We start from the raw sequence: 13,368 nt of genomic DNA on the forward strand, positions 1-13,368 counted from the left end.
GATTCTTGGTTTGATTCTGTAATTTTTGCAGTTTACAAAAACTAGAATTCTTGGTCTTTAAGTTAGTTTTTTACCATAGGTTGTTATATTAATGTTTGTATAATCATGAGTTAAATTAATCTTATTGTATCGCCGATACGACTACGCGGTTACCTGCTGTTTTGATCTTAACCGTTCCGGTAGCCTGAAGGATGGTGAGTACACTGTGAATGTCTGCAAATCTCGAAATGCTGCCACTTATTTTCTCTGACGGTATTTCACCTTCATAAGTAATATTTACGTCATACCATCTCGCGATCAGTTTCATAATGTACCTGATATCCTGACTCGCAAATACGAATTCGTTATTTTTCCAACCGGTTGCAGCTTCGATATTTGCAGCTGCTTTCTCAATGTTTCCATTACGTACTGTTCCCTTTTCACCTGGTGCCAGTATAACCTTTTCCCTGTTGGTATTCATGCTGATTTTTCCCTGTACCAGTGTGGTTATTTCCTCATTGTCATTTTCATAAGAACTTACATTAAATTCTGTTCCCAATACCTTTATATCGTGCCCGCGTGTAGTTACTACAAAGGGATGTTCGCTGTCATGAGCTACTTTAAAATAAGCTTCGCCATTTAATTTTACCTTCCTGATTTCAGCAGTAGCAAGATTGGTGGTGTAGGTAAGGCTTGAAGCTGCATTAAGCCATACCGAAGATCCATCCGGAAGTTCAACCTTAAAGGTTTCTCCCTTTGCGGTAGACAGGGTATTTGTTTTTAAGGTGTTATCGGCTTCATTTTTAACCTCGTACACCAATTCGCCTTTGGCCGTCTTGGTAATTTTTACACCAGCCTCTTCAGCAAAAACGCCATTTTTCAATTGGCTTAACCTGATTTGCTTTCCATTGGCCAGCGTAAGCGTTGCGCCATAGGTGCCTGGCGTTATTTGTTCTTTTTTGTTTTGCACCAACGGTTGCTTTTGAGGCAAATTGTGTTCATAAAGTTTAAAAAGGCTGAACAATACCAGTACAACCGCTGCAGCTGCCGCAAATCTTGGCCATAGCTTCCGTTTTACTGAAACTTCAGTTGCAGGAAGTTTCGCCCAGATTTCCTGTCCGATCAGTTCCATATTTTCCGAATGTTCAACATCGGCAATGGTATTGGCATAGGCATTAAACCAGGCGTCAATCCGGATTTTTTCTTCTGGTGTACAGTTACCTGCGTTGTAACGGTTAAGCAGTTCCTTCGCGTATTTAGTTTGGTCTTCAGTCATTTTTGGTCAGTAGATACTGGCTTAACGACTAAGTAGGACGAAAGTCCCATGCGGAATGAAAAAAAAATTAAAAAAAGATAAGATAGGTGTTCATGGTGTCGCCCAGCTTGTTTCTGAGGGTTTTTAAAGCCGTGCTGAGTTGATTTTTAACGGTCTTGTTGGAAATCTGAAGTTCATCTGCAATTTCCTGGTTGGATTTATACTCTTTGCGGCTCATTTCAAATATCCGTCGCATCTTTTCGGGTAAGTGCTGAATTTCACGCTCAATCTGGTCATACAGTTCTTTTTCTATATATAAGCGGTCTGGTGTAGCATGATTAAGCTGTATAAAGCTGGTTAAAGATTCCAAATATCTGTTCTCTACCTTTGTGCGTTTTACCAGATCAAGAATGCGGTTTCTGGTAAGCGTATATAGATAGGCTGCAAGTGGTACAGCCGTATTCTGACTTTCTCTTTTGGCCCACAAAATGGTGAAAACTTCCTGTACCACATCTTTTGCCACATTTTCATCCTGCAACATTTTACGTGCGAAACGGTACAGCACCTGCCAGTAACGATCGTAAATTTCTTTATACGCGCTGCTTCTTCCGGCTTTTAAAGCGGTTAGAAGATCATTGTCGCTAACGAATAAAGGTGTTGGCATGTTGGTTTCTGATTGGTAACAAAAGGCACAATCTAATGTTTATCCATATGGTTTGCAAATGTGTCGAACATAGAAAAAGTGCTACAACAATAATCGGTTATACGGATTTAATCTTCAAATATACTTTACTTTTATGGATTTGGTTCTATTTTAAAACTTATAGTTTGAGGTTTTATAAAAGTAGGGCAAGGGGTTGGAATGGATTTATATGAAGATGGTCGACAGTTGTAAGTTAAAGATTATCAATTTTTTATTATTAAACCGATCCTGGTAAGCACTAAAGGTTAAAAGTGGTATTTCAGGTGTTTTTATTTATGAAATTTAATAATATTTCTTAAATCGTATTATACTTGCCCTGTTGCTAAAGAGGTAAGAATGTCGGATTTGTACAAAAAAAAGTCTTATTTATTTCTTTTTTTGGTTTAAAGTCAACTAATTTTGGTTGATAGATAGGTGTCTAATGATTCCTTGATTTTAACCAAATAGATCAGACAGATTAGCAGAATCTTATTCTTATCGGATAGAGCTATGCCAAAAACAACACAACATGAAAAGAAGAACCTTAATTAAAGGTATGGCTTTGAGTTTATCATCGCTATATCTATCTAAAAGTTATGCAGGCCAGCTGCTTAATGCGCCTTATGCAGCTGGTCCGTTTAAACCTACCTGGGATTCACTGTCTCAATACAAAACGCCTGAGTGGTTTCGCGATGCCAAATTTGGCATGTGGGCACATTGGGGGCCCCAGTGTCAGCCGGAATTCGGTGATTGGTATGCCCGCGAAATGTACATGGAAGGCGGACATAAATATAAATATCACTTAGAAAAATATGGTCATCCTTCTAAATTCGGTTTTAAAGACGTGATTAATGAATGGAAGGCTGATCAATGGGATCCGGAAGAATTGGTGGGGCTGTACAAAAAGGCTGGCGCCAAATATTTTATGGCCATGGCCAATCACCACGATAACCTGGATCTGTATGATAGTACACACCAGAAATGGAATTCTGTTCGCATGGGGCCTAAAAAGGATATTATTGGTGGCTGGGCGAAGGCCGCAAAAAATCATGACCTGCGCTTCGGGGTAAGTGTGCATGCGGCGCACGCCTGGAGCTGGATGGAGACCGCCCAGCGTGCTGATAAACATGGCCCAATGGCCGGTATTCCTTACGATGGAAAATTAACAAAAGCTGATGGTAAAGGAACCTGGTGGGAAGGAGAAGACCCTCAGGAGCTATATGCTCAAAATCATCCACTCAGTAAAAATAGTGAAGATAACGGGATGATCCACAGTCAATGGGCTTGGGTAAATGGTGTTTCCCTGCCTTCTAAAGCCTATTGTGAAAAATTCTACAAACGCACTATTGAACTGTTGGATAAGTATGGGCCGGACGTCATCTACTTTGATGATACGATTTTACCTCTATATCCGGTTAGCGACGCCGGACTAAGGATTGCCGCACACATGTATAATGCCAGTATCAAAAAATATGGTAAACTGGAGGCGGTATTATTCGGGAAAGTGCTTGATGAACAACAGCGTAAGTGTATGGTGTGGGATATCGAGCGTGGGCAAACCAATGAAATTGCTAAAGAGCCTTTCCAGACAGATACTTGTATTGGTTCCTGGCATTATGACCGTCCGGTTTATGATAACAACTGGTATAAAGATCCCAAAACCGTTATTCATATGTTGTTGGATGTGGTCAGTAAAAATGGCAACCTGATGCTGAATATTCCAGTAAGGGGAAATGGAACCATTGACGAAAAAGAACGCGCCATAGTGGAAGGAATAACCGATTGGATGCAACGAAACAGCGAATGTATTTATAGTACGCGACCATGGAAAATCTTCGGAGAAGGACCGGCAATTGCAAACGCAAAGCCACTAAGTGTACAGGGCTTTAACGAAGGTAGTGTAAAATTTGGGGCAAAGGATTTCCGCTTCACCACCAAAGGGAAAGATTTGTTTGCAGCCATGCTTGACTGGCCTTCTGATAGAACAGCATTGATAGAGAGCCTCGCATCAAATAAAGTCAATAAAATACAAAAGGTAAGTTTATTGGGTTATCCCGGATCAATTGAATTTGAACAGACAGGAGAGGGATTAAAAATAAAACTTCCTGAACAGGCACCAGGCTCCATTGCCTATGTGTTTAAAATTTACGGCGCTATTGTCTAAATAGGATTGTACTCCTTAAATGAGTTGGTTATCTCTCCGTCCTGGAATGAATCAGCCAGATCATATTTTACTCACTTAATTGTTAAAACACATCATTCATGCACCAATATGGCGCATGAATGATTTAATGAAGTCGTTACATGATTGCTAATAAAGTGATACGAAAACGTGCGATTACGCTGCTTTTCATCATGCTATTTTTGCCTGCTCTTACCTTCGCACAATCTCCGGTTAATGCACCCACCTGGGGCAATTGGACAAATTGGGGAGATCAGGGCAATGGCACTTACCGCAACCCGGTTTTACCTGGCGATTACAGCGATGTTGATTGCATCCGCGTAGGTGATTCCTATTATGCGGTTTCTTCTACTTTTCAATATTCGCCTGGATTTGTTATCCTGAAATCGAAAGATCTGGTTAACTGGCAGATACTGGGACATGCCGTTAAAGATATTAGTACAATTTCACCTGCCATGAACTATACGCAGATGGACCGTTACGGAAAGGGAATCTGGGCAGGTGCCATCCGGTATCATAACAAACGTTTCTGGATTTATTTTGGTGATCCGGATGAAGGTTATTTTATGAGTTCTGCAGCTAAGCCAGAAGGACCGTGGACGCCTTTACATAAGGTATGGGGCGAAAAGGGCTGGGATGATTGCTGCCCTTTTTGGGATGAAGATGGTCAGAGCTATCTCATCGGCACCCACTTTGCTGATGGCTATAAAATTCATCTTTTTAAAATGAAGGCCGACGGCAAGTCACTGATCAAAGATTCAGATCAGGTAATCTATCAATCACATGGGAGCGAAGCCAATAAGCTGTACAAAATCAATGGCTATTATTATCACCTTTTCAGTGAGGTGCGTAATAACGTTCGCGTTTTAATGATGGAAAGGGCCAAAAATATCTGGGGGCCTTATGAAGGACCACGGCAGCTGAGCGAAGGGCAACCTGAGTTTAATGAGCCCAATCAGGGCGGATTGGTACAGACCCAAACCGGTGGATGGTACTTCTTGACCCACCATGGTTCTGGCGATTGGTCCGGACGGATTCTAAGCCTGCTACCTGTAACCTGGATGGAAGGCTGGCCGGTAATCGGAAAACCTAACGCCAATGGTATTGGCGAAATGGTATGGTCTGCGCCTATGCCGGTCAAATCAACCCGCAAAACATATCCGCAAAGCAGTGATGATTTTAATGCCAAAAGCCTCCAGCCCCAATGGGAGTGGAACTACCAGCCCAAAAAAGATCAATGGTCATTATCCGAGAGAAAAGGATGGTTGCGGTTACATGCATTTAAACCGCTAAAAGATCATATCCTTTCTGCCGGCAATACCTTAACACAAAGGGTTTACCGCACATCTAAAAATACGGTTACCGTAAAGTTTGATCTTAGTGGAATGGCCAGTGGGCAAAAAGCTGGTTTATCGCATTTTGGTGCGCCGGATTATGCTACGCTTGGGTTTGAATGTACCGACGGAACCAAGAAGTTATCTTTTACAACGAAAAATCAGGTTTTAACAGGCCCTGAAATTCAAGGTAATGAGGTTTGGATCCGATCAGTATGGGGTTTAGATGGGCAAAGTACCTTTAGTTACAGTATGGATGGCAAAACATTTAAATCATTTGGTGAGCCTTACCAACTTCGCTGGGGATCTTATCGGGGTGACCGGATTGCCATTTACAATTACAATCCTCTTGGTAAAGGGGGATCTATTGATGTAGATTACCTTCATTATGATTATGATAAATAAAATATTAACACATCAAAAATCCCTTACACTTTTTATTCAGCAGTATTTTAACCGGTCATTAAACCTGATCGTCTATACTTTGCTATTCATTTTAATTGCTTCAAGGAGCTATGCCCAAAGTTCCTGGACGGCAGATAATGGAAATGGTACCTATACCAATCCCCTGTTTTATGATGAATTCTCCGATCCGGACCTCATTCGTGTAGGGAATGATTTTTACCTCACCGGTACCACCATGCACAGTGTACCGGGATTACCGGTGCTGCACTCTAAAGACCTGGTTAACTGGAAAGTGATCAGTTATGCAATGGACCGTTTTCGGCAGGGAGGGGAATTTAATCTTCAGGATGGGAAAGAAGCCTATGGTCAAGGCATATGGGCACCTTGCATCCGGTACCACGAAGGAATTTTCTATATTTTTTCCAATGTAAACAAACATGGTCTGCAGATTTTTACGGCCTCCAATCCGGCCGGGCCTTGGAAACAGCACCAGCTGAAAGGTCATATTTATGATTTGTCGGTGCTGTTTGAGAACGGAAAAATCTATGTTGTTTATGGTGTCGGGGAAATCAAACTCATTGAATTAAAACCTGACCTAAGCGGTTTTGTAGAAGGTAGCGACCGTGTGATCATTCCCCGGGGAAATGCCATGGGCGAAGGTAATCACATTTACAAAATCAATGGGAAATATTATATTACCAATGCCGATAACGGTCGCCTGCAATGTGCGCGTGCCGCCAATATTGAGGGGCCTTACGAAACAACAGTGGTCAGTGCAAAAGAAACCATGGGAACAACGCTTGGTTGGTTGACCAACAACATGTGGCTGGATTCTGCCTTGCCTGCCGCAAATGCCAGATTATCGATGACCAGGCAAAGCGATCAATTGTTTGGATCAGTTCCCATGCATCAGGGTGGTATTGTTGATCTGCCCAATGGCGAATGGTGGGGCTTTTCGATGATGGATTTCCGGGCAGTGGGCAGAACAACCTTTCTGTCGCCTGTTACCTGGAAAGATGGCTGGCCTTTCTTTGGTATTGAAGGTAACCTGGGCAGGTCGCCACGTACCTGGTTTAAACCCAATGTGGCTCAACCCGATCGTCCGCAGGCGCCCTACAAACGCAATGACAATTTTGATGCACCGCAATTAGCCTCTGCATGGCAATGGAACCATAATCCTGTAGACAGCAAATGGCAGTTGAACGGCGGAAGCCTGCGCCTGCATACCTTACCGGCAAAAGATTTCCTTTGGGCAAGAAATACCCTGACCCAGCGTGGCGTTGGTCCTGAATCTGAAGCTAACGTGGAATTGAACGGTCAACAACTGAAAGATGGTGATATTGCAGGTTTAGGTTTAATGAACATCCCTTATGCCTGGATCGGTATCTTGCGCGAAGGTAATCGTTATTTGTTCAGAATGTTCGACCAGTCTCAGCAAAAAACCATCGATAAACCCATAACATCGCCAAGGGTCTACCTGCGTGCTTTTGGCAATTTCGATGATGATATCGCACAGCTGAGCTATAGCCTGGATGGGAAAACCTTTGAAAAGGTTGGCGACAGTATCCGCTTGCCCTTCCAGCTGAAGACCTTTCAGGGTACCCGATTTGCGCTTTTTGCCTATAATACCAAAGGTACCGAAGGTGGTTATGCACAATTTAAAAATTTTACTTTGAAAGAACCTTTGGCCGATCGTGCAAAAAATCTGCCTTTGGATCAGGTAATTACGTTAACAAATCTTGCAGATCGCCGTCAGGCATGGGCCAATCCACATGGGATGCTTTGTCCGGGCAGAAGTTTTTCTCCGGAAAAAGATATCAACTACCTGTTTAGGGTACTGGATCGCGGACAGGGGAAAGTAGCCTTGCAGGCCCTGAACGGATCAGGTTTCCTGACGATTACCAGCATGGGCTTGTCTGCCGATGTGCGGCTCATCAAGGAAGAAACAGCAGGTAGCCTGTTCGTATGGCAGGATATGTTGAGGGGGCAGTGTATGTTATTGTCGTTAAAAACAAACCGTTTTGTAGGCTTAGATCCGCATACGGGAGAATTATATAGTGCAGATTGGCCAGGTACTTTACCGAACCGCAAAGACGGAACCGTTTTTAGCTGGCAGGTAGTAAATGAATAAACATTTAGCCGATTACCTAAAATATTAAAACACAAATCAAATGATACTAAGAAAATCCTTTATCCTTTATGTTTTGGTGACTTCACTTTGGTGCAGTATGGCCTATGCACAAAAAATACAGTCTTACCCGATCATTTCGCCCAATGGCAAAATCAAACTGGTGCTGGAATATCATCAACAGGCAAAAATTGACAGTAGCGCATCTGCGGAGTTTGATGTATATTATCTAACCAATGGAAAATGGGTGCCGATTCTTTCCGATACTGAAATCGGTATCGCCACCCAAAAGGAGCAGTTTAAAAACCTCACCTTAAAAAGTGCCGGATCTGTTAAACGGCTGAATGCCCGGTATGAAATGATAAGCGGTAAAAGAAAGCTTTGTAGTAACCAGGCGAATGAAAGTACCTGTAACTTTGTCAATGCGAACGGTAAGGCATTGAATGTGATTTTCCGGGTATACAACGATGGTATTGCCTTCCGTTATGAATTTCCAAAATGGTCAGACCAGCCGGTTCATATCGAAGATGAGTATACCACCTTTAATATTCCGGCACAGACAGATCGCTGGGTACAAGCCTACGATCCGGGTTATGAAGATTTTTATCCTTATAGCAATAACGGTAAAGGAGAAAAAAGCCAGGAGTGGTCTTACCCTGCCTTGTTTAAACATCAGGAAGCACCAGTGTGGTATCTCATTTCTGAAGCCGGAAACAGCGAATTTAATGCAGCTTCCAGATTGGTGAACAACAAAGATGTTAACCGGTACAAAATCAGCTACTCGGCAGGAAGGAAAAGCTTTCCGCAACAAGGTGATATTAGCACTTTACCCTGGAAGTCACAGTGGCATACTGTAATGATCGGAAGCCTGGCAACTGTGGTAGAATCTACCTTGATTACCGATGTGAGTGAGCCAAGTCGTATTGCACAAAAAGATTGGATCAAACCAGGTGCGGTAGCCTGGATTTACTGGGCTTATAACCATGGATCTAAAGACTATCAAAAAGCGGTAGAATATACCAACCTCGCCAAAACCATGAGCTGGCCTTATGTGCTGATCGACTGGGAATGGGATGTAATGGGCAATGGCGGGAAACTGGAGGATGCCGTTCATTATGCCAAATCAAAAGGCATCAAACCCTTAATCTGGTACAATTCTGGTACAACTGACTGGTCAAAGGATACACCTGTAGACCGCATGAGAACCCGGGAAAGACGCATCAAAGAGTTTGAATGGTTAAATAAAATAGGGGTGTACGGAATTAAGGTAGACTTTTTTGCCGGAGACCAGCAGGATATGATGAAGTTGTATCTTGATATTTTGAAAGATGCCGCAGATCACCATTTGATGGTTAATTTTCATGGTGCAACCATCCCACGTGGCTGGTCTAGAACCTATCCGAATTTAATGAGCGTGGAAGCCGTTTTTGGTGCTGAATGGTATAATAATGGAGATGTAATGACCAATAAGGCAGCTGTACACAATACAACCTTGCCTTTTACCAGGAACGTAATTGGCCCTATGGATTACACCCCGGTTACCTTTTCTAACAGTCAGCATCCGCATATTACTTCTTATGGTCATGAATTGGCCCTTTCCGTTGTCTTTGAATCGGCTTTACAGCACTTTGCAGACCGGCCTGAAGCTTATTATGCACTGCCTGATGCACCAAAAAACTTTTTGAAGGCTGTGCCTACCGCCTGGGATGAAACACGTTTGCTGAGTGGCTTTCCGGGAAAATATGTGGTGATGGCGAGAAGACGTGGTGCCAAATGGTACATTGGAGGACTGAATGGGCAGGAAGACGCTAAAGTATTACAGTTCAATTTAGACTTTTTGAACAAAAAGCAAGCAAACATCAACATTATCCGGGATGGTGAAAATGACAAATCTTTTAAATCACAAAACCAGTTATGGCATAAAGGACAACCAGTTAAAATTAACTGTTTGCCACGTGGTGGTTTCGTAGCGGTGGTAGAATAAAATGTTTTGCGACCATTTATGGAATCCCATGTTGCGGTCGTCATTCTCACGAATGCGGGAACCACTAAGTGCTCAGCGAAGCTAATCTTAATGCAAGCGCCCAAGATTCCCAATCAAGTTGGGAATGACGATTCCTTGAGGAATATTACATAATAAAATTTATCTGTCACTCATATTGATTTTTATACATAAATTGTGAGTTTTGGCTCTTAACTTCATCATTGCGAACTGAAGAAGGGACTTCGCGCAGGAGTGAAGCAATCTTTTTTGATAATAAATTACACGGCTCGCTCATATCCCGCCTCGCAATGATGGATTATCTTGTAATGACCTTATAGTCAACTATAAATAACCATAATTCACGTTAGATTATCCTTAAGGATGGCAATTTTATATTTATGATACCAACCTCAAGAGTTATGATCGAAATGTCTGTACCAAGCCTAAAGAAATATTAACAGCGAGTCTGATTTTAATCAAAAACATAATCTTGATAAATAATGATGCCTTTGAAAAGAAATGTTATAAAAAAAATGAGTTCTGGAATAATCATCTTTGCAGTGATCTATTTATTCATACCTCAAAATATCCATGCCCAGACGGTTCAATATTCCCGAGGCGTATCTGCCTTTCAGGCTAATGATGTTTTACTAGATCCTTCGTGGGTAAAAGACCGTGAAGAACTGAACACCAATTACCTTTTAACACTCGATCCCGATCGCCTATTGCATAATTTTAAGATCAATGCGGGCCTGCCTTCTCTGGCCAAACCTTTGGGCGGATGGGAGGCCCCGGATATCGGTCTTCGTGGTCATTTTACCGGTCATTATCTTTCGGCAGTTTCACTTTTGGTAGAACAGCATAAAAGTCCATTATTGCGCCAAAGGCTTATTTATATGATTGATGAGTTATATAAATGCCAGCAGGCTTTAGGTAAAGGTTACCTGAGTGCTTTTCCGGAGCGTGATTTTGATACCCTCGAAAAAACATTCGGAAATGTATGGGCGCCTTATTATACCTACCATAAAATCATGCAGGGGCTTTTGGATGTTTATATGCATACCGGTAACCAAAAGGCCTATACTATGGTTAATTTAATGGCCAGTTATGTGCAAAACAGAATGGCACGGCTTGATTCGCAAAGCATTGAAAAAATACTATATACAGTTGGTGCTAATCCAGGCAATGAGGTCGGTCCGATGAATGAGGTGATGTACAACCTGTATCAGGTTTCCCATAAGCCTGAACACCTCGCACTGGCGAAACTATTTGATAGGGATTGGTTCTTTCGCCCACTGGCAGAAAATCAGGATATCCTTTCCGGGCTGCATTCCAATACCCATCTTGTGCTGGTGAACGGTTTTGTACAACGTGCCATTATTACCGGTGAAAGCGCTTATCTGAATGCATCAAAGAATTTCTGGAATATGTTGATGCATCATCATGCTTATGCCAATGGTTCTAGCAGCGGTCCGCGGCCAAATGTAACCAGTCCAACATCGCTTACAGCAGAACACTGGGGCGTTCCGGATCATTTAAGCAATACGATGACCAAAGAAATTGCCGAATCATGTGTTTCTCATAACAGCCAAAAACTAACCAGCTATTTGTTTTGCCAGGATCAACAGCCTGTTTATGCTGAAACTTATATGAATACTTTTTATAATTCGGTAATGGCCCTGCAAAATGGAAGTACTGGTGCAGTAGTTTATCACTTGCCGCTCGGTTCGCCAAGAGAAAAGAAATTCTTAAAAGAAGACGATTTCAGGTGCTGTAACGGAACATCTATCGAAGCTTTTGCCTCGCTAAATAAAGGGATTTATTACCATGATGCAACTTCTGTATGGATCAATTTGTATGTACCTTCTACATTGAACTGGAAAGAACAGAAATTTGCACTTCAACAGGAAGGTAACTTTCCAACCGATTCTACGATTACATTCACTATAAAATCTGCTAAAACAGAAGCATTGAAATTAAATCTCCTGATCCCGAGCTGGTCAGAAGGGACAGCGGTTTACATCAATGGAAAGCGTGAGTCTCCTGCTCCGGCTGCCGGTACTTATTTGTCTTTGAACCGCACTTGGAAAGCTGGCGACCAGATCAAACTGGTTTTTCACTACCGTTTTCACCTTAAAGCCTTGCCTGATGACGAAAATGTATTTGCCATTTTCTATGGACCAACCTTGTTGGCTGCAGAAACTGACGCAGAATTTGTTTTAAAGGGATCTAAGCAGGAAATCCTGAAAAACATGAACCAAGAGGGAAACGATTTTTTCAAACTCCGCAATGCCAATAATACCTTTACCTTGCGCCCACTTTATGATATTAGCAATCAAGCTTATGGAGTATATGCAACTTTACGGAATTATTGATCTGAATGCTTAACTTTTTTGGCGATCATCCCAGCTCTTGTAATTGTATCAGGCGGGATGATTCGAATTTAATAGAAATTAGTCCTATACCCGGATATTTATGATGGGAACGGGAATTTTAACTGGTATTATTCTTGTATAAATGCAGTATAGATTTTATGTTTTTTTGCAGGCAAATATCATCTTCGGAAATTAAAAAATATGAAATCCGGTTATTTTGCTACTAAGTAAGGTATTGGTTTAAGCTGAGAGGTGCAATCTATCCGTTAAAGTAAAGATAAAGTGAGTTTTGTTTCGTATGTATGAACATATCTTAACTGTCAACACTATTTTTTCTTAGTAGTCAATGAGCTTTCATTGAAATAATAGCTTTGTTTGTTGGTTTTTGATGTTTTATAAGTTAATTTGCTTAAACTTTCCCTAAAGCTATGAATAGCTACGAGTCTTTTTCGGATGCCCAGCTAATTTCCCATATCAAAAATGGCGATCAAGGTGCATTTACGGAAATATACCGCAGGTTCTGGGATAAGGTATTTGCCGTAGCCTACCACCGTCTGTCTAACCAGGCCGAAGCTGAAGAAGTGGTACAGGAGGTGTTTTTAAGTCTCTGGAAAAGGCGTTCAAACCTGCAGATCAAATATAGCCTGCGTACTTATTTAAGTGCAGCAACCAAATACCAGGTGATTAATAAGCAAAGTAGAGGATATTTTCATGAGGCCAAAAAAAAATCACTTGAGGAGATTGCAGAACAGGGGATGGATACTACTGAATTATGGTTTTCAGAACGGGAACTCAGACAGGAATTAGACAAACATATTAACGGGCTTCCGCTTAAATGCCGGCTGATTTTTAAAATGAGCAGGGAAGACTACAAATCAAATGCAGCAATCGCTGAGGAATTAAATATATCTGAAAAAACAGTCGAAGCCCATATTACCAGGGCACTCAAAATTTTGAAGGGTAAATTAGGGGCAGGACTGCCATTGATTTTATATCTTCTTTCCAAATAAAAATTTATTTTAAAATTAATATAGGGTTAGGCCT

Annotated in this window: 8 protein-coding genes; 6 read left to right on the forward strand and 2 right to left on the reverse strand. The window is 41.7% G+C overall.

What is annotated here, in order from left to right:
- Positions 1–121 precede the first annotated feature (121 nt).
- Both DV942_RS21715 and DV942_RS21720 read right to left on the reverse strand, forming a co-directional pair.
- A complete protein-coding gene (locus DV942_RS21715) occupies positions 122–1,255 on the reverse strand; it encodes a FecR family protein (protein ID WP_145861017.1) in 1,134 nt (377 codons plus the stop codon).
- A 67-nt stretch (positions 1,256–1,322) separates the two neighbouring features.
- Positions 1,323–1,898: an RNA polymerase sigma factor gene (locus DV942_RS21720; RefSeq protein WP_145861019.1), complete on the reverse strand. Its 576-nt coding sequence runs from the start codon at positions 1,896–1,898 to the stop codon at positions 1,323–1,325.
- 547 nt (positions 1,899–2,445) lie between these two features.
- On the opposite strand from DV942_RS21720, the gene DV942_RS21725 reads away from it, so the two are divergent.
- From DV942_RS21725 to DV942_RS21750, 6 genes are all read left to right on the forward strand, one after another.
- Positions 2,446–4,080, forward strand: a complete 1,635-nt coding sequence (locus DV942_RS21725) for an alpha-L-fucosidase (protein ID WP_145861021.1) — start codon at positions 2,446–2,448, stop codon at positions 4,078–4,080.
- A gap of 140 nt (positions 4,081–4,220) precedes the next feature.
- The gene (locus DV942_RS21730) at positions 4,221–5,837 is read left to right on the forward strand and encodes a glycoside hydrolase family 43 protein (RefSeq protein ID WP_222431132.1); all 1,617 of its coding nucleotides are present in this window, start codon (positions 4,221–4,223) and stop codon (positions 5,835–5,837) included.
- The gene (locus DV942_RS21735) at positions 5,827–7,968 is read left to right on the forward strand and encodes a glycoside hydrolase family 43 protein (RefSeq protein ID WP_145861024.1); all 2,142 of its coding nucleotides are present in this window, start codon (positions 5,827–5,829) and stop codon (positions 7,966–7,968) included. The genes DV942_RS21730 and DV942_RS21735 overlap by 11 nt, the downstream gene beginning before the upstream one ends.
- Positions 7,969–8,008: 40 nt before the next feature.
- Positions 8,009–9,949 carry a glycoside hydrolase family 97 protein gene (locus DV942_RS21740; protein WP_145861026.1) on the forward strand — a complete coding sequence of 647 codons (1,941 nt, stop codon included), beginning with the start codon at positions 8,009–8,011 and terminating at the stop codon, positions 9,947–9,949.
- Positions 9,950–10,482: 533 nt separating this feature from the next.
- Positions 10,483–12,324 carry a beta-L-arabinofuranosidase domain-containing protein gene (locus DV942_RS21745; protein WP_145861028.1) on the forward strand — a complete coding sequence of 614 codons (1,842 nt, stop codon included), beginning with the start codon at positions 10,483–10,485 and terminating at the stop codon, positions 12,322–12,324.
- 428 nt (positions 12,325–12,752) lie between these two features.
- Entirely contained in the window at positions 12,753–13,334 is a 582-nt protein-coding gene (locus tag DV942_RS21750) for an RNA polymerase sigma factor (protein WP_145861030.1), read from the forward strand.
- Positions 13,335–13,368 lie beyond the last annotated feature (34 nt).

It is taken from the genome of Pedobacter suwonensis, assembly GCF_007833675.1.
GTDB lineage: Bacteria > Bacteroidota > Bacteroidia > Sphingobacteriales > Sphingobacteriaceae > Pedobacter > Pedobacter suwonensis.

Coding starts and splice junctions, on each gene's coding strand:
- DV942_RS21740 (WP_145861026.1), top strand. CDS start 8,009: ATGATACTAAGAAAATCCTTTATCCTTTATGTTTTGGTGACTTCACTT.
- DV942_RS21720 (WP_145861019.1), bottom strand. CDS start 1,898: ATGCCAACACCTTTATTCGTTAGCGACAATGATCTTCTAACCGCTTTA.
- DV942_RS21715 (WP_145861017.1), bottom strand. CDS start 1,255: ATGACTGAAGACCAAACTAAATACGCGAAGGAACTGCTTAACCGTTAC.
- DV942_RS21725 (WP_145861021.1), top strand. CDS start 2,446: ATGAAAAGAAGAACCTTAATTAAAGGTATGGCTTTGAGTTTATCATCG.
- DV942_RS21730 (WP_222431132.1), top strand. CDS start 4,221: ATGATTGCTAATAAAGTGATACGAAAACGTGCGATTACGCTGCTTTTC.
- DV942_RS21750 (WP_145861030.1), top strand. CDS start 12,753: ATGAATAGCTACGAGTCTTTTTCGGATGCCCAGCTAATTTCCCATATC.
- DV942_RS21745 (WP_145861028.1), top strand. CDS start 10,483: ATGAGTTCTGGAATAATCATCTTTGCAGTGATCTATTTATTCATACCT.
- DV942_RS21735 (WP_145861024.1), top strand. CDS start 5,827: ATGATAAATAAAATATTAACACATCAAAAATCCCTTACACTTTTTATT.